The organism is Allokutzneria multivorans (assembly GCF_039537405.1).
GTDB lineage: Bacteria > Actinomycetota > Actinomycetes > Mycobacteriales > Pseudonocardiaceae > Allokutzneria > Allokutzneria multivorans.
Map to the genome: position 1 here is coordinate 799,084 of NZ_BAABAL010000019.1, position 20,058 is coordinate 819,141.

General features: G+C 67.2%; 15 protein-coding genes. 7 read left to right on the forward strand and 8 right to left on the reverse strand.

The genetic code is table 11. The features are described 5' to 3' along the window. Positions 1–53 precede the first annotated feature (53 nt). The gene (locus ABD798_RS31790; protein WP_344883162.1) at positions 54–1,157 is read left to right on the forward strand and encodes a glycosyltransferase 87 family protein; all 1,104 of its coding nucleotides are present in this window, start codon (positions 54–56) and stop codon (positions 1,155–1,157) included. Here ABD798_RS31790 and ABD798_RS31795 read toward each other — a convergent pair. The 7 genes from ABD798_RS31795 to ABD798_RS31825 form a co-directional block, all read right to left on the reverse strand. After that, a complete protein-coding gene (locus ABD798_RS31795; protein WP_344883165.1) occupies positions 1,117–1,638 on the reverse strand; it encodes a DinB family protein in 522 nt (173 codons plus the stop codon). The two genes, ABD798_RS31790 and ABD798_RS31795, sit on opposite strands and share 41 nt — an antisense overlap. A 68-nt stretch (positions 1,639–1,706) precedes the next feature. Beyond that, positions 1,707–2,462, reverse strand: a complete 756-nt coding sequence (locus ABD798_RS31800) for an alpha/beta fold hydrolase (protein ID WP_344883168.1) — start codon at positions 2,460–2,462, stop codon at positions 1,707–1,709. Between the two features lie 634 nt (positions 2,463–3,096). Continuing rightward, on the reverse strand, positions 3,097–4,914 hold the full coding sequence (locus ABD798_RS31805) for a class I SAM-dependent methyltransferase (protein WP_344883171.1): 1,818 nt from the start codon (positions 4,912–4,914) through the stop codon (positions 3,097–3,099). Next, the gene (locus ABD798_RS31810) at positions 4,911–6,089 is read right to left on the reverse strand and encodes a glycosyltransferase (RefSeq protein WP_344883174.1); all 1,179 of its coding nucleotides are present in this window, start codon (positions 6,087–6,089) and stop codon (positions 4,911–4,913) included. The genes ABD798_RS31805 and ABD798_RS31810 overlap by 4 nt, the downstream gene beginning before the upstream one ends. Beyond that, the gene (locus tag ABD798_RS31815; protein WP_344883176.1) at positions 6,086–6,856 is read right to left on the reverse strand and encodes an alpha/beta fold hydrolase; all 771 of its coding nucleotides are present in this window, start codon (positions 6,854–6,856) and stop codon (positions 6,086–6,088) included. Before ABD798_RS31815 ends, ABD798_RS31810 begins: the two co-directional genes overlap by 4 nt. After that, entirely contained in the window at positions 6,849–7,169 is a 321-nt protein-coding gene (locus ABD798_RS31820; protein WP_086818815.1) for an acyl carrier protein, read from the reverse strand. The genes ABD798_RS31815 and ABD798_RS31820 overlap by 8 nt, the downstream gene beginning before the upstream one ends. Before the next feature lie 224 nt (positions 7,170–7,393). Next, entirely contained in the window at positions 7,394–8,152 is a 759-nt protein-coding gene (locus ABD798_RS31825) for an IclR family transcriptional regulator (RefSeq protein ID WP_344883181.1), read from the reverse strand. A 123-nt stretch (positions 8,153–8,275) separates the two neighbouring features. On the opposite strand from ABD798_RS31825, the gene ABD798_RS31830 reads away from it, so the two are divergent. The 4 genes from ABD798_RS31830 (at position 8,276) to ABD798_RS31845 (ending at position 13,224) form a co-directional block, all read left to right on the forward strand. After that, positions 8,276–9,283, forward strand: coding sequence for a dihydroxyacetone kinase subunit DhaK (locus ABD798_RS31830; protein ID WP_344883184.1), 1,008 nt, complete (start codon positions 8,276–8,278; stop codon positions 9,281–9,283). A gap of 15 nt (positions 9,284–9,298) precedes the next feature. Beyond that, on the forward strand, positions 9,299–9,922 hold the full coding sequence (dhaL, locus tag ABD798_RS31835; RefSeq protein WP_344883187.1) for a dihydroxyacetone kinase subunit DhaL: 624 nt from the start codon (positions 9,299–9,301) through the stop codon (positions 9,920–9,922). A 62-nt stretch (positions 9,923–9,984) separates the two neighbouring features. After that, on the forward strand, positions 9,985–12,009 hold the full coding sequence (locus ABD798_RS31840) for a S9 family peptidase (RefSeq protein WP_344883190.1): 2,025 nt from the start codon (positions 9,985–9,987) through the stop codon (positions 12,007–12,009). A 120-nt stretch (positions 12,010–12,129) separates the two neighbouring features. After that, positions 12,130–13,224 (forward strand): TetR/AcrR family transcriptional regulator, encoded by a 1,095-nt coding sequence (locus ABD798_RS31845; protein ID WP_344883193.1) that lies wholly within the window; start codon positions 12,130–12,132, stop codon positions 13,222–13,224. On the opposite strand, the gene ABD798_RS31850 is transcribed toward ABD798_RS31845, so the two are convergent. Further along, on the reverse strand, positions 13,194–14,087 hold the full coding sequence (locus ABD798_RS31850) for a sigma-70 family RNA polymerase sigma factor (RefSeq protein ID WP_344883196.1): 894 nt from the start codon (positions 14,085–14,087) through the stop codon (positions 13,194–13,196). The two genes, ABD798_RS31845 and ABD798_RS31850, sit on opposite strands and share 31 nt — an antisense overlap. 263 nt (positions 14,088–14,350) lie before the next feature. Between ABD798_RS31850 and ABD798_RS31855 the strand changes: the two genes are divergently transcribed. Together ABD798_RS31855 and ABD798_RS31860 are read left to right on the forward strand one after the other, a co-directional pair. Continuing rightward, positions 14,351–15,535: a DUF222 domain-containing protein gene (locus ABD798_RS31855; protein ID WP_344883199.1), complete on the forward strand. Its 1,185-nt coding sequence runs from the start codon at positions 14,351–14,353 to the stop codon at positions 15,533–15,535. Positions 15,536–15,983: 448 nt separating this feature from the next. Continuing rightward, positions 15,984–20,027, forward strand: a complete 4,044-nt coding sequence (locus ABD798_RS31860; protein ID WP_344883202.1) for a Pls/PosA family non-ribosomal peptide synthetase — start codon at positions 15,984–15,986, stop codon at positions 20,025–20,027. The last annotated feature ends 31 nt before the right edge of the window (positions 20,028–20,058 follow it).

The following is a 20,058-nucleotide window of genomic DNA, read 5'->3' on the forward strand; positions in this document are numbered from 1 at the left end:
CTTGCTCCCGCAGGAGCTACTGCTGGTTCCTAGCAGGAGCAGGCGCGGCGCTGGTGGGCGTGTTGTGCTGGCGGCTCCTGGGAAGCCACAGGTTCTACATCGACCTTGAGGTCTACCGCCTCGGCGTGCAGACCCTGTGGGACGGCGGAGACCTGTACGGCCCGATGCCTCCGACCTCGGCCGGCATCGCGTTGCCGTTCATCTACCCGCCGTTCTCCACGGTGGTCTTCGCGCCGTTCACCTTGGTACCTAAAGGCATTGCGGTCATTGCGGCGGTCGCGACTTCGCTCGCGGCCGTCGCGGTGACCCTGTACTTGGTGTTCGGCAGGGTGTTTCCGGCAGCGAGCAAGCGGCGAAGGATCACGCTCACCGCTCTGGTGCTGCCATTGGCGATCGTGCTGGAGCCGGTGCGCGCAACGATCGAGTTCGGGCAGGTCAACCTGTGGCTGATGGGCTTGGTCGCGGCCGACTGTCTGGTCCGCGAGCCGCGATGGCCGCGCGGGATGCTCGTCGGCATCGCGGCGGCCATCAAGGTGACTCCTGGCGGGTTCATTCTGTTCTTCCTGCTGCGTAAGGACTTTCGCGCCGCGATGACCACAGTGGCCACCGTCGTCGTCACCGCCGCGATCGGCTTCGTGGTGGCTCCAGCGGCTTCTGTCCACTACTGGTCCGACACGATCCTCGGCGCCTCCGGGCTGAGCGGCTCGGCTTTCGCCACCAACCAGACCATCGCTGGCGAACTGTCTCGACTCGAAGCCGGACCGGTGCTCACGACGCTCGCGTGGGTCGTGTTGCTGCCTACGGTGCTCGTGGCGATGGCCGTCATCATCCGTCGGGTAGGACCGGCGCAGGCAATGGTGGCCAACGCGACCGGTGTGCTCGTCCTGTCGCCGATTTCGTGGTCGCACCACTGGGTGTGGATCGTGCCCGCGCTCGTGGTGCTCGTCGCGCGGGCACGCCCGTGGCTGGCCCTGGTGCCCGTTTTTGTGGTGGGGCCGCATTCCCTGCTCCCTGCGGGCGGGCACCGCGAAGCGACCTGGACCTGGTGGCAGCACCTGGTCGGCAACGCCTACCTGCTGATCGCGTTGCTGGCCCTGTTCTGGACCGCCGTGCGACTCAGCCCATGCTCTTCGCGCCGTCGATCGCCTCACGGATGATGTCCGCGTGCCCGGCGTGCTGGGCGGTCTCGGCGATGATGTGCATAAATGCGCGCCGCGCGGTCCACTTCGCGCCGGGCTCGAACCACGGCGCCTGGGGCAGCTCGTGCGCGAGGTCCAGGTCGGGCAGCGACGCCACCAGCTCGTTGGTCTTGCGGGCGACGTCCTCGTAGCGGGCGAGCAGGTTCTCCAGGCTCTCGTCGCCGACCTTGCGGAAGCCGTCCGTCCAGTCCTGCCCGGAGTCGTCGCCCGTCATCATGTGCTCGGCTCCGCCCTGGATGAAGCGCACCCAGCCGCGCTCGACGTCGGTGACGTGCTTGATGAGCCCGCCGATGGTCAGTTCGCTGACCGTGCTGCGCTCCCACGCCTGCCCTTCGACCAGGCCGCGAGCGGTGTTGCGCAGGAAGAACCGGTGCTTGTCCAACATCGCGACCAGGTCAGCGCGCTCGCCGGTCAGGGTGGTGGTCTCGGTGGTCGTCATGGTGGCGTCCTCACTCGGTTCGTTGCTGTTGAGATCAAAGGTAGAACCCATAGCGGACAACTTCGGTCCTAAAGGCGAGAAACTTCCTCCACCAGTTTGAGCGCCTCGCTGACGATCAGCTCCGGCTGTTGCAAGGGCACCAAGTGGTCCGCGCGGTCGGCCACGACGTGACGCCCTCGGGGAAGCCGTTCCGCGAGCCGCCGATGCGCCGCTATGAGCACGGGTCGCGGTGGTCGCTCGGCTCTACCGTGCCGCCCCGCGGAGATCACGGTGACCGGGATGTCGGGCACCACCGCGCCCTCCATCAGCCCGCGAAGGCCGGTCGCCATCGCGAGCACCTCCGCGGCGCCCGTCCGCAATGCCCTGAAGCTGACCTCTTCGGAGATCAGTTCGACCGCCATGTCATACGGAAAGTTCTTGTGCAGCACCTTCATCAACAGCGGTCGAGAAGCACCAGCGAGGCAGGCGCCGATCGTGTACCCCGTGGCAACCAAGCGTGCCCGTGACCGGTCGTGGTAGGCCTCGATTCCCTCTTCGACCTGATCCACCAGCACAAGTCCCGCGACCATGGCCGGCTGGCGTTGGGCCACCCAGCGCGCGAGCACACCGCCAAGGCTGTGCCCCACGAGCACAAAACGAGTGTCGTCATCGGCGAGCAGAACGTCTTCGAGGTCCGTGGCCATCCGGTGCAGCCCAGCGGGCGCCGGGGCGCTCCGGCCCAAACCCGCGCGATCGTAAGCAAGCGTGCGGGTGCGCGCGGCGACCTCCTGCTGCACAAGACCCCACGTGCCGCGATTCGCGCCCATGCCCGCTTCGAACACCACAGTCGGCGAGCCGGTGCCGAGCGTGACGTGGTGCAGAAACCTGCCGTCCCTGGTTCGCGAGCGGCCGGGTTCCCCGAAAGCGCTTCGCTGAAGCATGTTCCCAGTCCACCACGCCACGGCCGAATGAACTCGCCGAAACGCCCGGTGCACACCAGGAAGCGCTGCTATCGCTGGACAAATGGAGCGCGCTGGAAACCGGAAGAAGAACGACTTCCTCCGCGATCCCGAGGCGGACGAGATGGTGTGGCGGATCGACTACGACTTCACGAAGTTCGACGGGTCTCCGACACTCGTCCCGGTGCCGGACCGAACTCGAGGTTCGAGCGCGTGGACAACGGTCGGACGCACTGGATCAGCCTGGACCGTCCCGACTCGATGGAGCTGCGCAAACGCTTCTTCACCGAATCTGACCGCACCGCATGAAGAAGATCAACTCCGGGCTCTCGTAGCGCTGCAACGATCTCGGCGTGGTGCAGTGCTGGGATATCGGCCTCCGTCTGGCGGAATCACGAACGCTGCTCCAGCTCCCCGGGGTCTTCGTTCTCGAATCCCCTGATCCCGCGAATGACCATCGCGGGATCAGGGCTCTCCACGGGCGCAAGGCCCACTTGTTCCTGCTCAACCTGAACGAGTGTCAGCCGTCCTTGCGGGCGAGCAACCGGTAAGTGTTGCCGCCCTTGCCGCGACGAAGGAAGAGGTGGATCACCTTGTCCGCGGCGAAAGCCAGCGCGATGAACGGGACGCCCACGGTCATCACCGCGAGGAAGCGCGCGCGACGGAGCAGGGTGGGCTCCCCCTCGCTCCACGGCGCCCTGGGGTCCTTGCCCAGGTGGTTGAAGGTGATCAGCGCGGCGAGCACGAGGTCGTTGGCCTGGTTGGCCTCGCCGAGGTGCACGTCCACCGTGGAGAACCCGCGATCAGCGAGCGCGCGTTCCAGGTTGCGCCACGGGATCATGTGCTGGTGCTGCGGCTGGAACCACGGCATCCACACCCCGCGCAGGATCCTGCCGTAGCGCGACTCCGGGTTCGGCAACTCGATCAACAGGAAACCGCCCGCGTCGAGCACCTTGGCCGCGGCGTCCAGCTCCTCGAACGGCTCCCTGGTGTGCTCCAGGTAGTGGTGCATGCTGATCACGTCGTACTTGCCCGCGAGGTCCTCGGTCAGGTCGGGGAACATGCCCCGGTACCCGTGCTCGACCCAGCCGCGCCGGACCGCTTCGTCGATGCCGTCGGTCATGTCCAGGCCGTGGAACTCGGTCTCCGGCCAGGACTCCTTGGCCTGGTTGCAGAAGTGCCCATGACCCGATCCGACGTCCAGCCAGGTCCGCGGTGTGGTGAACGGGCGCAGCATTTCCGCCCGTGCCCTGTACCCGGCGATGTTGGAGTCGAAGGCGGCCTCGCTGAGCCCGCTGCCGTAGCCGTCGTAGCAGTCGCGGTAGTAGAACTCCAGCCCTTCGAGTGACAGGCGTGGGTTCTGGAAAACGTGTCCGCAGCTGCCGCAGCGGTCGAGGACGAACTGCCCGGGCTTGTTCTGCATCACGTCGAAACCACGCACGTGCACGGAGAGCTCTCCGGCACCGCACCAGGGACACGAGTGCCTGCGCGGCTCGAAGAAGCGCCTGGTGCCTTCCGCGAGATCCTGTTCATAGCGCGCGCGGGTCTCGGCGAACTTCGTGTCGACCGGAACCGGCATGCGGGACAGAGCAGCCACCGTGCGTCCCCACCGAACCGGTCCGAGCACCAACCGCAGCAGCGCATGTCGATGCAGGTCCGCCGGGCGGATCGGGCTTCCCGCGAAGATCAGGTACGGCTGGAGGCTGAACGCGGCGAGAGCACCCAGGCCCCACCACGGCGACGCGAACAGCCCGGCGATCAGCAGCGCATAACCGACCACCGGGCTGACGAGGTGCTTGCGCACGCCATAGTACTTCGCGCGCAGCACGTGAACCCGCTGCTCAACGTCCTCGGGCAGCGCTTCGAGGTCCGGCGCCACCGCGAAGTCCGTGCTGGTGCACGCCAACCGCTTCAGCTGGACGGTCAGCTCCGTCAACTCGGATCGGGTGAAGCCCTCCGAGCGCTCAAGGTCTTCGCGACGGGCGATGTCCTCATCTATCAGGATCACGTGCCCGGCTCCGCGCGCGTGCGCGAACCGGTCAGCGACGAAGTTCTTTCCCATGCCGCTGTGCGCCAGATCGATCGCCTGGCCTACCGACAACTCGCGCGGTACCAGCTCCAGCACCGTGAGCCCGTGCTCCCGGGCCCAAGTGCTCGCGTTGTCCTTCGTGGGCTGGTCCAGGTGGACGCCCTCGGCGGTGAGGAACCGGTGCCGTTCCTCGGCGGGCGCCCCTCGGTCGTCCAGCAACGGCAGCCAGGAGACCTGGCCGCGCAGCCGGAAGCCGTTGAGCACCAATGCGACTGTCACGATCAGCGGAAGCGCCTCGAACAGGCTCACAGCAGTTTCTCCACGTGGTCGGCCGCCGTCACGGTTCCCCCGGCGTCGGCGAAAGAGCTCTGGATCTGTTCGGCCGCAGCGCGGTATCCCGGCTGGTCGAGCACGGACAGGATGGCTTCGCGCAGCTCGGCCGGGCGGACCCGGCCGAAGTGCACCCGACGACCGACACCCGCCGCCACCACCTGCTCGGCGATGATCGGCTGGTCGTCCCTGATCGGTGCGACCACCAACGGCAATCCGTTGGCCAGCGACTCGCACACGGTGTTGTGACCGCCGTGGCACACGACGGCCGAACTGTGCTTCAGCAGGTCGAGCTGCGGCACGAACTCGCGCACCCGTACGTGCTCCGGGGTGCGTTCGATGAGCCCGGGCGCCGCGGCGATGCTGACCTGGACGCGATCGGCGAGCGGCGCGACCGCCTCGACGACGGTGTTGAGGAACCGACCGTTGTTCTCCCGGTCGATCGTGCCCATCGAGACGAGGACGTGCTGCCGCCGCGGGTTGAGCCACCCCCAGTCGTAGTCCCCCACCTCGACCCGTTTGCCCAGCGACGGTCCCACGAAGACGCACTGGCTCGGCACGGTGGCGTTGATCCCGACGAAGCTCTCGGTCGTGTAGGCGAGCACCAGGTGCTCAGAGAACCGGAGGTCGCCCAGCGCGGCGTCGTCTGGACGTATTCCCTGCGCACGCTGGAGGTCGTCGAGCTGGGAACGGACCCAAGCACCGAATTTCGGGACCATCGTGAACGGGTTGGTCAGCTCAGCGGACGTGGTCGCCGAGGTGATCCACGGCAGCCGGTGCCTGCGCGCGGAGAGCGCGCCCGCGAGCGCCTGCTGGTCGACCACGAGCAGATCGGCACCGAATTCGCGGACGGCCGCCTCGACTCCCGACATCATCCGACCGGCCAGCGGGACGAGGAAGTCCTTCCACAGGAACTGGAACGCCGCCGGACCGCGGAGCCCCCGAGAACGCTCGTAGGTCTCGGCCAACCACGACTCCGCGTCGGGCCGCTCTGCGGAGAAAAGGGTCAGTTCGGGCGGCAACAGCCGGCTGGCGACCTCGGGGTGGCCGACCCACGCGACCTCGTGCCCGCGCTCGACCAGTTCCTGCCCCAGCGCCACCGTTGGCAGGACGTGTCCGGCGAGCGGCGGCACCACGAACAGGATCCGGCTCATGACAACCACGTCCTCAGCTGCTCCCGAACCTGGCCGGACGCCTGGGTGAGCATCATGTGCGACTGTCCTTCGAGGACGGTCAGTTCGAAGTGGGGAAGGTGTTTCTGAAGCAGGCTCGCGTCTGGAAGCAGGTCCGATTCGCTGCCGAAGAGGGCGTGCACCGGCGCTTCCACTGCGGCGAAGCGCTCTGGAGTGAAGGGCTGTTCGGCAGCCATGTCGGCGAGCAGGCTCGTCTCGTGGAACAGGCCGAGGAACTGCTTCGTGAGGTTGTCCCACTTACGGCCTTTGAGGTGGCGGAGCCGGTCGTCGTAAGCGCCGGTCCGCGCGATCGACAGGGTTTCGACGATGCGGTCACCCCAGCCCTCGCTCGGCACGACCGACTCGATCAGCAGCAGGCCGGCCGTCCGGTCGGGGTGCTCGGCCGCGTAGGCCAGTGCCAGCAACCCGCCGTAGCTGTTGCCGACGAGGTGCACCGGGCCGCGCACGTCCAGCGCCGCGATCAACGCGTTCAGGTCGGTGACCGAGTCGTTGAGCGTGTACCCGGTCGCGGGACGCTCGGAGCGGCCGTGACCGCGCTGGTCGTAGCAGATGGTGTGGGCGCCGAGGTCTGCTGTCGCCGTGGCCAGGGTCAGGTAGAGGCTCGAAAGGTTGTCCACGACGAGGCCGTGCAGGAACAGCACCGTCGGTGCGTCGCTCGCCGAACCCGGTTCGGAGTTCGACAGCCGTTGTACGTGGAACCGCAGGTTGTTGGCGACGACCTCAGTCACGGGACACACAGCCGGCGATGTAGGTGACCAGCTCGCCCACGGTGAGCTCGGCGACCTCGGCTACCTCCTTGTCGCCGAGGAAGGCCGCGAAGTTCACCGAGTTCCCGTAGTGCTCCCGGAGTTTCGCCGAGAGGGTCACGAACTCGATGCTTTCCAGTTCGAGATCGCGGTTGAACGAGGTGTCCATGTCGATGTCGACGCCGAGGGCGTAATCCTCGCCGATGACCTCGACCAGCATGTGCCGCACCGTGGCGAGCACGGCGGATTCCGCCGCGTAATCGCCGACAACGTCCGTCAGTTCCGTGGAGCTCATTCATCCTCCTTGACGTCCAGCGCACGAGAAGGACTCCCCGCCGCGCGCAGGGAGAGAGCAGGCGGTAACCAGGTTTGCCTTTGCCCCGGCAAACCGACCGGAATGGGGCTCTGGGGCCCGCTCCTCGATCACTACCGTGCGGGAGGACGATTGATCTCGCCTGTCGGCGCTCCGGCTTTCGAGCTAAATCAACCCGTTTGAATGACGTAGCAAACAGACGGTTTTCAGGCGGTGGTCGCCGGCCACCCGTCCGCGCCGAGTTCCCGGGAGATGGCCCGCGCTGTGTCGCGAACCGCGGTCCGCACCAGGTCGGAGGGCGGCCATTCGGACATCGGCACGACGACGCCGACCGCTCCCGCCAAGGCCCCTGCGGCGTCGAAAACGGGTGCGGCGGTACCGCACTCGCCGAGCACCGCCTCTTCCTGCTCGACCGCGTAGGCGTCCACACGCACCTGGTCCAGGTGGGCGGCGAGGTCTGCGGGCTCGGTGATCGTCTCGGCCGTCATGCTGCGCAGCGGCCCGTCGCCGAGGAGTGCGCGGGCACGGCTCGGCAGGTAGGCGAGCGACGCCTTGCCGAGCGCGCAGGCGTGCGCGGGAATGACGATGCCGACCTCGGGCATCTGACGCGAACCGTCCGGCCGGGGCGAGTGGTGCACGACGAGCACCTCGTCCAGCATCAGCACGCCGGTCCGGACCGCGAAACCGGTCCTGGCGGCGAGGTCGTCCGCCCATGCCGCCGCTTGCGCGCGCAGCTCGAGGGTGTGCAGGTAAACGGTGCCGAGCTTCAGGACCGCAGGGCCGAGGCGGTACTGCGCGGATGCCCGGTCCTGCACCACCATGCCGTGCGCGACCAGCGTCTTCACGATGCCGTGGACCGTCGACGGCGGAAGTTCGAGACGGGCCGAAAGCTCCGAGAGGCTGATCCTGCGGGCCCCGTGCAGAACGCCCAGAACCCGGACGGCGCGGTCGACGGACTGGATCACCGCGTCCTCCCTGACATCAGGGCAAGGACTTTACAACACCGCCCACCGGGGCTACGGTCCGTGCACTATTTCGACATCGTCGAAATGATTTCTGACTCGCGAATGCCCAACGACGGGAGAGCGATGAGCGCGCGGCAGTTCGTCAACGATCCGGACGAGTTCATCCCCCAGGCACTGGAAGGACTTCGGCTCGCGCATCCACACCTGATCCAGGTCAGTGCGGACCCGGCTCTGGTGCTGCGCACGCCCAAGGACGGCGACCCACTGAAGGTCGCACTGGTTTCCGGTGGCGGCTCCGGCCACGAGCCGCTGCACACCGGCTTCGTCGGCCTGGGAATGCTCGACGCCGCGATCCCCGGCGCGGTGTTCGCGAGCCCGACGGCCTACCAGATCCGCGCGGGCATCAAGGCTGTCGATCGCGGTCGAGGCGTCCTGCTGATCGTGAAGAACTACACCGGCGACGTGCTCAACTTCTCGATCGCGGCGGAGCTCGCCCGCGAGGAGAACATCGAGGTCGAGATCGTCCTGGTCGACGACGACCTCGCCACTGACGGCGGCGACGAGGGCGGTCCCGGACGCAGGGGAACAGCGGCGGTGGTCGCGGTCGAGAAGATCTGCGGTGCGGCGGCGGAGCGTGGCGCCTCCCTCTCGGAGCTCGCTGAGCTGGGCCGCCGCGTTGTCGCGAGCTCGCGCACGATGGCGCTCGCGTTGCGGGCGTGCACCCACCCCGGCCAGCAGCGCCCATCCTTCGACCTGGCCGACGACGAGGTGGAGTTCGGTGTCGGCATCCACGGTGAGCGCGGCGTCGGTCAACACCCCTTCGGCCCCGCGAGCGAACTCGTTCCGGCGCTCGCTCAGCCCGTTGTCGAGGCACTCGGCCTTCAGCGGGGCGAGTCGGTGATCGCGATCGTCAACGGCCTCGGATCGACGCACGCGCTTGAGCTGGCGGTCGTGCACCGCGAACTCTCCGCGTTCCTAGAGGGTGTCGGAGTGCGCATCGAGCGCGCCCTGGTCGGTTCCTACGTGACCGCGCTGGACATGCAGGGCTGCTCCATCACGTTGGTGCGCTGCGACTCCACGCTGCTCGAACTATGGAACGCCCCGGTCCGCACGCCCGCGCTCGCCTGGTGACAAAGGAGTTCGACGATGACCACCCTCACGACTGAACACGCTCGCGCGTGGGCCGATCGGTTCGTCACTGTCGGCGCTGAGCGCAACGACGAACTGACTGAGCTCGACCGCCAAGCGGGCGACGGTGACTACGGCACAAATCTCCGTTCAGCCCTGCGCAGGGCCGCGGCCAACCTCACCGGCGAACCGACCTCCCCGCACGAGGTGTTCCTCGCCGTGTCGGAGGCGTTCCTGAACACGGGTGGCACCAGCGGCCCGCTCTTCGGCATGTGGTTCCGCGAGTTCGCCAAGGCGGCCAAGGGCAGAGAGGTCACAGCTGTGGTGCTAGGCGAGGCCGCGACGAACGCTGTGGCTGTCGTCCAACGCCTGGGCAAGGCGGAGGTCGGCCACAAGACGATGGTGGACGCGATGGTCCCCGCCGCAGAGGCTCTGAGCGCGGCGGCCGCGCGCGGCGCGACCGTTCCAGACGCTTTGGCGGAAGCCGCTTCCGCCGCGCACGTGGGGGCTGCCTCAACCAAGCGACTGCTCGCGAAACGCGGTCGCGCGAGCTACGTCGGCGAGCACGCTCGCGGAGTCGTCGACCCAGGCGCTCTCACGGTCGCCTACTTCTTCGACGCCGCCACCCCTTCCTCGAGTTGATCTTCCGCGCCGGTTCTGATCAATCCGGCCCGGACCGTCCCTCCTGGTGTTAGGAAAGCCAGGTGATCTCCGACGCCGACAACGGTTCCCGCACCTCGTTCGACGATCTCGACGCCTACATCGCCCTGCCGAGGATCGAAGGACTGCGACTCGCCCCCGACGGCAGCAGGATCGTCGTGGAGGTCGCCCTCCCGAACACCGAGAGCGCCCGCTACACCACGGCGTTGTGGGAGGTCGACCCCAAAGGCCAGCGTCCTGCGCGGCGGTTGACCCGCAGCGCGGAGGGCGAGTCAGCGGTCGCGTTCGGCCCTGCCGGGGACCTGCTCTTCGTGTCGTCGCGACCACGACCGGACAGCGACGAGGACTCGGCCGCGTCAGCGTTGTGGTCGCTGCCCGTGCACGGCGGCGAGGCGCGAGTGATCGCGAGCCCGGCCGGCGGTGTGCGTGGAGTCGTCGTCAGCGAGAACGGGACGATCGTGTTCGGCTCGGGCATGATGCCCTCCGCCACCGACTTCGCCTCGGACAAGCAACTCCGGGCAGCTCGCCGAAAGGCCGGTGTTTCCGCTCTCCTGCACGAGGAGAACCCGATCCGGTACTGGGACCACGATCTCGGACCTGACCGCACCCGGCTGCTCGCGAAGTCCGTGACCGACGAGAGCTTCGATCTCATCGACGTCACCGGTCACGTCGGCCGGGCCCTGTGGGACAGCAGTTCCTGGGACATCACGCCGGACGGCTGCACCGTGATCGCGACGTGGGCTGTCGCTGAAGCTGGCGGAGCCCAGCGGCAAACACTCGTCGCGATCGACGTGGCAACGGGAGTTCGACGCACGCTCGCTGACGACGCCGCGCACCAGTACCGCGCGCCCACGGTGTCCCCTGATGGACAGCACATTGCTTTCGAGGTTGACGAGCGCTGTTCTCCTGCTGGCCCGGGCGACAAGTGGTTGGCCGTTCTCCCGGTCGCAGGTGGCGAGCTGCGACACGTCGCACGGAGCTGGGACCGCTGGCCGCACATCGCGTGCTGGACACCGGACGGCGCGGCGCTGTTGGTCGTCGCCGCCGACCACGGTCGTGCACCCGCGTGGCGGGTGGACGTCGAAACCGGGGAAGCAACACGACTGACCTCGGATGACGCTGCGTACTCCGACGTTCAAGTCGCCCCGAATGGCGAGATCTACGCCCTCCGCTCGGCTGTGAACAGCCCACCCGCACCCGTCCGGATCAGTGAGTCCGGCGTAGAACCACTACGCGGCCCCGCAGAGGTACTCGGCGCTCAGTACGAGCTCCCTGGGCGGCTCGAAGAAATTTTGGTGACGGCGGAGGACGGCACATCGGTGCGTGCGTGGATCGCGCTGCCGCACGACGCGAGCGCGGACAAGCCCGCGCCACTCGTGCTGATGGTCCACGGTGGGCCGGTCATGTCCGTCAACGCCTGGTCCTGGCGCGCCAACCCTTGGATGTACGTCGCCAAGGGATACGCCGTCCTAATGCCGGATTTCGCGCTGTCCATCGGCTACGGCCTGGATTTCGTGCGCCGCGGCTGGGGCCAGTGGGGCGGCAAGCCCTACACGGACCTGATGGAGATGACCACTGCGGCTCAGCAGCGCCCCGACATCGACTCCTCGCGCGCAGCCGCGATCGGCGGCTCTTTCGGGGGCTACATGGCGAACTGGATCGCTGGGCACACGGACAGGTTCTCCGCGATCGCCAGTCACGCGTCCGTGTGGCGCTTGGACACTGCGGCAGACGTGGAATACGAGTTCCGCAGGGAAGCGACACCGGAGGCGCTGGACGCCAACTCCCCGCACAACTTCGTCAACGCGATCACCACGCCGATGCTGCTGTTGCACGGCGACAGGGACTACCGCGTGCCGATCGGTGAAGCGATGCGGTTGTGGTGGGACCTCATGGCAAGGCTGCGTGCCGAGGACGGTTCCGGCCCGCACAAGTTCCTGTACTTCCCGGACGAGAACCACTGGATCCTGACGCCGACCCACTCGAAGATCTGGTATTCGACGGTTCTCGCGTTCTTCGACCACCACGTGCTCGGCAAGGACTGGCGGCGCCCGGAACTGCTGGGCTGACCCCAGGGCCACGGCGCGCCTCCAGGTCGGTGCGCCGCGATTCTTCCGTCGCGTCCAGCCAGCCCACGCGGACCAGCGATATCTTGGCCCGCACATCGGTGGGTTACGTCGAGGAGTGCGATGGCTCGGCTCAGCAGGGCGCAATCACAAGAGCACAACCGCGTCAAAGTCCTGGCCGCGGCGCAGGAGGAGTTCACCGAGCGCGGTTTCCGCGACGCCAAGATCGACACCATCGCCGAACGCGCCGGCTTCACCAGGGGCGCGGTCTACTCGAACTTCCCGAGCAAGAGGGCGCTCTACTTCGCCGTGCTGGCCAACCTCTCCGAGAATGCACCGATCCCGCAGCACGCGGAGCCCGGTCTGACCGCGAAAGAGGCACTGGGCACTCTCGCCCGCGCTTGGGTGGCGCGGCTGCCGCTGGCCGATATCGGTGAACATGACGGCTCAGCACGGCTGAGCATGGACCTGATGCCAGAGATCACAGGCGAAACTCGTACACGCCTGCCTTACGCGCAGTTGATGCGGTTGAACGCCATCCTGCTCGGACTCTCCCTTGAGCGTCTGGAACCGCGCCGTGGTCGAATGGTCCGCATCGCCGAGACCGTTCTGACCACGCTGCACGGCGCAACACAGATGGCAGCCGCCGCACCGGGATTCGTGGAGCCCTTCAACGTGGTGAAGGCGTGCGAACAGCTGGCCGAGCTCGACCTCGCTGACTCCTGGCCCGCACCGCCGATCATCGCGCCGGTGAAGCTCGTCGACGAAGCGTGGTCACCCTCGCCTGCGCTCAACTCGCTGAAGTCGGAGCCGGCAGCCTTGGCCCACGACGGAATCGTTGCGGTGCTTGGCTTGCACAGGCTTTCCGCAGCAGAGGAAGCCGTGCGAGCGGCGCGAGCCAGCGACAAGATCACCGTCGCGGTGGTGACCAATGACCCCGCCGAACTCGCGCCGCTGGCCCGACTCGCGATCGCTGACGTGTGGCACTGCCTCCGGCAGGCGTTCCCCGAACCTGCTTGGCCTCGCCTTCAGCTGGTCATCAGCACAGCGACCGAACTCGCCAGCGCCGCTGGTGTACCCGGCGTCAGTGATGCGACCGAGGTGGCGGTGCGGGTATCCCAAGGGCGGATTGTCGCCCGAGCGGAAGGCTACGGCGCGTGCCACGCGGCCACCTCCGTCACCGTCGATCAATCCGCAAGGAACACCGGCCGCGCCTGACGGATGTATTCAGGATCAGCGACGACCTCGATGCCCACGATCCGGCCACCCACGACGATGAAGTCCAAGACCCCACGAGGGTCCCCGTCAGGCGCCCAAGCAGCACCAACAACGCCGTCGACCAACACTGGCTTAGCTCCTCGCGCACGTCCGATGAATGCGTGTGCGACTGCAGAGGCGCCGCGCACCTCACTGGCAAGAGCTGGCGCGCCGCTGCCCTGCGCCGCTGCGGCGAGCGCAACCGCAACCTCGTCCGCCCGAAGCACGACGTCGGGATCGAGCACAGCCAGCAGTGCTTCGAAGTCACCACCACGTGAAGCGGCAAGGAACGCCTCGACGACCTCTCGCTGCCTAGCCTGGTCCGTCGCACCATCCTGCTCAGAGCCACGAACCCGTCTCCGCGCACGGCTAGCCAACTGCCGTGCGGCAGCAGGGCTGCGACCCACGATCGGGGCGATCGTCTCGAACGGCACGCCGAACAGATCGTGCAGAACGAACGCCAATCGTTCTGCGGGCCCGAGCGTGTCCAGCACCACCAGCAGCGCAAGACCAACCGAGTCTGCTTGGAGCGCTTGGTATTCCGGATCACTGCGTTCGACCGGTTCCGGCACGCCTTCGTCCAATGGCTCCTCTCGTCGCGATGCACGCGAGCGCAGCATGTCCAGGCACACGCGACCGACGACGGTGGTCAGCCAGCCGCTGAGGTTGCGCACTTCGCTGACATCCGTCCGGCTCAGTCGCAGCCATGCCTCCTGCACGGCATCTTCGGCTTCGCTCACCGAACCGAGCACCCTGAACGCCACGGCGCGCAGGCGGCCGCGATTCTCCTCAAACTGTCCTACGAGCCAGCTGTCGCCGTTCACCCGTCCCCCTCGCTTCTGATCGCTACCTCCTTGACGAACGGGAGGGGAGGGTTGTGACAGCCACCGCCCCGGAGTCGCGGTCGCCGCCCGCCACACGCTAGAGCTCCCCAGAGGAACACGTAAAGCACACGAAGGCCACTTGCGCCACAAAACTATCCACAGGCAAGTCAACCTCGCCCAGGAAACCCAAGCTTTCTCGTGGACATGTGGATAACTCACCCCAAATTGCACATTCGCAGATTTCTTGTCGTATGTTCGTGGCTATGCAAAACACCACGACTGCCCGCGAGCTCGCGGGCGCCTTCCGCGCCTTGTGCACAGCACAGGCAGTGCTCGCCGGACTATTGATCAAGTTCACCGAGCCCGCGGCGAAGCGCGACACGCCGTACTCCAGCGATGATGTCGGCGCGCTGCTGTCGATGTCCCGCCACAAAGCCAGAGCGCTGTTGAGCCAGGCCCAGGCCGTGACCGCCCGTCCGGCGGTGTTCAACGCCCTTCTCGAGGGAAAGATCGATTTGGGCAAGGCCCTGCTGATCGTCGGGAAGGTCCAACTCCTTCCCGCGTCGCAGGCCGACATCGCGGAGGCCAAGCTCCTCGAGTACGCCCCGACCCGCACCTACGTGTCGTTGCGGAAATGGGCGTCGCAGCTCGTCTGCAAACTTGATCCAGCAGGCACGGAGAGGCGCCACGCGGAGAAACGCCGACGACGCATGGTTGAAAAGACGAACGCCGACGACGGCATGTGTTCACTCCACGTGCGGCTCACGGCAGTTGACGGGTTGCTCGCATGGGGCCGCATCGACCGACTCGCCAAGAGCCTCGCCATCCCCGGCGATCGGCGGACATTGGATCAGAGGCGAGCGGACGTCACCCGGGATCTTCTTGTGGGCGAGGCGGTCCACGCGTCGCTGCGGCAGGCGAAGGTCCAGGTGACCGTACCCATCACCACGCTGATCGGGATCAACGACGATCCCGGTGTGCTCGCCGGATACGGCCCCGTCCCGGCGTCGGTCGCCAAGGAGATCGCCGCGGGTGGAACGTGGAAGCGAATCCTCACTGACCCGGCCACCGGCATCGCCCTCGATGTCGGGCGCACCGAGTACGAGCCCTCCGAGGCGCTGCGGGAGTTCGTCAAGGCTCGCGACGGCATCTGCTCAGCCATCGGCTGCGACCAGGCCGCGGAAAACTGCACTGTCGACCACTGCACGCCTGCCAGCGACACGACCGCATCGGCGATGGACTTCAGGTCTTTGTGCCAGCACCACCAGCGGATGCGGCATGAGTCCGGCTGGACCTGTCACCACATGGACGACGGCAGGCACTTCTGGATAACGCCGTCCGGGGGTTTCTACGAAAGCGAGTCGGAACCGATCGCCGACCCGAGTCCCACGGAGAACCTCGACGGCGGCAACCCGGGTCCGCGTGCTCCTGGCGCAGCTGATGCGTAGTCAGGGTCGCGCAGCCGAGGCAGCACCCGTCCAGGACGAGTTCGTTCGGCGCGCGGGCGAGTAGTTCACCACCGCACCGCAACGCGCTCACGACGGAGATCCACTCCACGTTCGAGAACGTCGCGTCGTGACCGTAGAACAGGTACTGGACGTCCAGGCACGTCGCGCTGGTGTAAGGCTTCAGTGAAGCCCAATATCGAACCATCTAATGACAATCTCAAACCCGGCTTCCCACCCTCAGCGGAAAGCCCCGAACAAACCCGCAGGTGACATCGGACCCTCCACCCGCTTGGCGCAACTTCATCAACAGCGCTCACTCACAACTCACACACTTCTTTAACATTCCACTGGTCGACTCGATCTCGGAGAGATCCGAGATGCGGACAGAAGCCCCATTCGCGATCTCTGGCATGAATTTCGCGAATCGACGGCACAAGGGCTTACGCACATGACCAGTGGACTAGCCGCTCAGCTGAGCACTGCCCGCGAGACCGCACCCATGGGCAGCGCGACCTATCCGGCAGCCGACCCTCCGTCCGAGCGCACCTTGGTGGACATCTTCCACACCACGGTCGCCGCCCAGCCATGCGCTCTGGCGCTTGATGACGGGGCGACCACCCTGTCCTACTCCGACCTCGCCGAGCGGGTCGGCGAGGTCGTCACCGCTTGGCGCGCAGCGGGCATCGGGCTCGGCGACCGTGTTGGGATTCGGATCCCTTCTGGCACCGCAGACCTGTATGTGAGCATTCTCGCCACCTTGTCGGTCGGCGCCGCGTATGTGCCGGTCGACTTCGACGATCCGCTGGAACGCGCGGAGATGATCTGGCGGGAAGCGGAGGTCTGCGCGGTTGCGGGCCCTGGTGGGGAAATCCGGACGCTGCGCGAGACGACACGTCGGCGTCCCATTCGGCCGCCAGCGCCTGAGAACGACGCTTGGATCATCTTCACTTCCGGTTCGACCGGGAAGCCGAAGGGCGTGGCGGTGACCCACCGCAGCGCTGCCGCGTTCGTCGATGCCGAGGCGGAACTGTTCCTGCCGAACGATCCGCTGGGGCCCGCCGACCGGGTGCTCGCCGGTCTCTCGGTCGGCTTCGACGCCTCCTGCGAGGAGATGTGGTTGGCCTGGCGTCATGGCGCGTGCCTGGTTCCGGCGCCGCGCGAACTCGTGCGGGCAGGCGCGGAGCTGGGACCGTGGTTGGTCGAGCGGGGGATCACCGTGGTCTCGACTGTGCCGACGCTGGCCGGGTTGTGGCCCGCGGATGCGCTCGGAGGTGTGCGGCTGGTGATCCTCGGCGGCGAGACGACCAGCCACGAGTTGGCGGCCAAGCTCGATGTCCCCGGGCGCGAGGTGTGGAACACCTACGGTCCGACCGAGACCACCGTGGTGGCCAGCGCTGCCCGAGTGTCGGCGGACCTGCCCGTGCGGATCGGATTTCCTTTGGCGGGCTGGGAATTGGCGGTTGTCGACGCGAGCGGCGAACCGGTTTCCTGGGGTGAGACCGGGGAGCTGGTCATCGGGGGTGTCGGACTGGCCCGCTACCTCGATGTGGCCAAGGACCGGGAGAAGTTCGCGCCGCTGCGGTCGTTGGGCTGGGCTCGGGCCTATCGCAGCGGCGACGTGGTGCGGGCGGATCCTGAGGGCTTGGTCTTCGTTGGTCGCTCCGATGACCAGGTGAAGATCGGCGGTCGGCGCGTCGAACTGGGTGAGGTGGACGCGGCGCTGGCCGCTCTGCCCGGTGTTTCCGCGGCGGCCAGCGTCGTGCGCAAGACGGAAACCGGTGCCTCGGTGCTCGTCGGCTATCTGGCGCTGGACGATGTCGAGTCCACAATGGATGTTGCTGCGGCGAGGCTTCAGCTAGCGGAGCGCCTTCCCGCCGCGATCGTTCCGCTGCTCGCCGTGGTGCCGCAGATGCCGATTCGCGCCTCTGGAAAGGTCGATCGGGACGCGCTGCCCTGGCCGCTCGAAGGGGCTGGGGCGGTGGAGTGGTCTGAGGCGGAGGCGATCATCGCCGAGCACTGGACCGCTGTGCTGGGCCAAGCTCCGACGGAGGATTCCGACTTCTTCGGTTCTGGCGGCGGAAGCCTCGCCGTTGCACACCTGGTTTCCCGGCTGCGCGAGCACTTTCCGCAGGCCTCGGTGGCCGACGTCTATCAGCATCCGACTGTGCGAGGCGTCGCCGAGAAGCTGGCCGATGAGAGCAACACTCCGCAGGCGGCGAGTCGGGAGAGGAGTGTGAAACCTGGCTCGTTCACGCTCTTCGGGTTTGCGCAGTCCTTGTTCGCGCTCGTCGTGTTCGCGTTCGCGGGCCTGCGGCTGCTGTTGGTCGTCGTCGCGTTCCAGGAATTGAGTGCTTTGGCCGGGATTCCGGGCATCAGCTCAACGGTCCCTTGGTACGTGGTTGGGCCCGCCTGCTTGCTGTTCTTCACCTCGCCGGGCCGAGTGCTGTTGGCTGCGGCTGGTGCACGACTGGCCACTACAGGGATCCGCCCTGGGGAACACCGTCGCGCTGGTTGGAATCACCTGAGGTTGTGGGCTGCCGAGCGTTGGGTCACCGTTGTGGGTGTCGCCTCGATCGCAGGCACGTTCTGGGTGCACCACTACGCTCGTGCATTGGGTTGCCGCGTCGGGCGGCACGTGGATCTGCACGCTCTACCACCGGTTACCGGACTCGCGACCTTCGGTGATCGCGCTGCGGTTGAGCCGGACAGCGATCTCGCGGGCTGGTGGCTGGACCGTGACTGCGTCCGCGTTGGCGGCATCGAAGTCGGTGCAGGCAGTAGAATCGGTGGGCACTCGACCCTGCTGGACGGCGCTGTTGTCGAGGATGGCGCTGAAGTTCTTTCGGGCAGCTCGGTGCGCGGCGCGGTCTCCGCTGGGCGGCAGTGGGGTGGCGCTCCGGCGCGGGATCTCGGTGAGGTCGACGAGGTGTGGCCGGCGAGCCCGGCACGGCGATCGTTGGTGTGGCGGATGATCTACGGCCTGACTCCCCTGCTGACCGGCGCTGTCATGCTGCTCTCCGCGTTTCCCGGACTCCTCGTGCTGGGTTCGTTGGTCACCAGCGCGATGACCGTTGCGACTGCCGCGTGGGTGGTTCCGCTCGCGGCGTTGGGTTCTCTGGTCACGTACGCGGGGGCAACCGTTCTGGTGGTCCGCCTGCTGAACTTCGCGGTGAAACCCGGCGTGCACCGTGTGGACAGTCTTGCGGGGTGGAGCGCGTGGCTCGTTCAGCGGTTCACCACGGCGGCACGCGGAACGTTGTTCTCCTTGTATGCGGGGCTGTTCACCTCGAGGTGGCTCCGGATGCTCGGCGCGAAGATCGGCCGGGGTACCGAGGTCTCCACGGTCGCCGGGCTGCCGAGCATGATGACGGTCGGCTCGGGCAGCTTCCTCGCCGATGACACCAGCCTGGCTCCCTACGAGCTGCGCAACGGCTGGCTGGTGGTCGGAACGGCGCGCGTGGGTGATCGGACCTTCATCGGCAACTCCGCCGAGGTGGGTCCCGGTCGTTGGGTTCCGGACGGGTCGCTGCTGGGAGTGCTGTCCAGCGCGCCGAAGCAGGTTCCCGAGAACACCTCGTGGCTTGGCAGGCCCGCGATGTTGCTGCCGCGCAAGGTGGAAGGTGGCTCGACCGCGAGAACGTACAATCCACCGCGTCGCCTTGTCGTGGCGCGGACGCTGATCGAGGTCTGCCGCCTGATTCCGGTGGTGGTGAGCTACGGGCTCGCGTTGTTCACCGTCGTCATGCTCAGTTTTCTCCTCACTTCACAGGGGATTGCCGCCGCTGCGCTCGCGGTTGGCTGGCTGATGCCCGCCGTGGCGGTGGTAGCGATCGCTGTCGCCGTCGCGGCGAAATGGGTGCTCGTCGGCAAGCACGTTCCCCGTGAACGTCCACTGTGGAGTTCGTTCGTGTGGCGCAACGAACTCGCTGCGGTGTTCTTCGAGGAACTCGTGACCCGGTGGGCAGGGACGGCGTTGATCGGCACGCCGCTCTTCTCGATGGTGTTGCGCGGCATGGGCGCGAAGATCGGGCGGGGTGTGCACTGCGAGACGCGATGGCTGCCGGAGCCGGACCTGGTGACGCTGGGCGATGGCGCGGTGGTGAACCGGGGCTGCGTGGTGCAGACGCACCTGTTCCACGACCGCATCATGCGCCTCGGGCCGATCCACGTCGGCCGGAACGCGACGGTCGGGCCGAGGTCGGTGGTGCTGTTCGACTCCGCTGTCGGAGCACACGGCAGCGTTGGGGCGAATTCGTTGGTGATGCGCGGCGAAAGCTTGCCGGACGGCACGGCCTGGGTGGGGAACCCGGTCGCTGCTCACGGCGTTGCTGACCACAACACTGCCACCCACGGCGTTGCCAGCCACAATCCAGCCAGCCCCAATGCAGCCAGCCGCAATGCAGCCAGCCACGTCGCTGCCACTCACGTCGTTGCCGCACAGACCGACGTTGTTCGCACTGCGGCCGAGGAAGCCCGGGTAGCTGCTCGGTAAACCGCCGCTCGCCGCGTTGGGCGCGCCGACC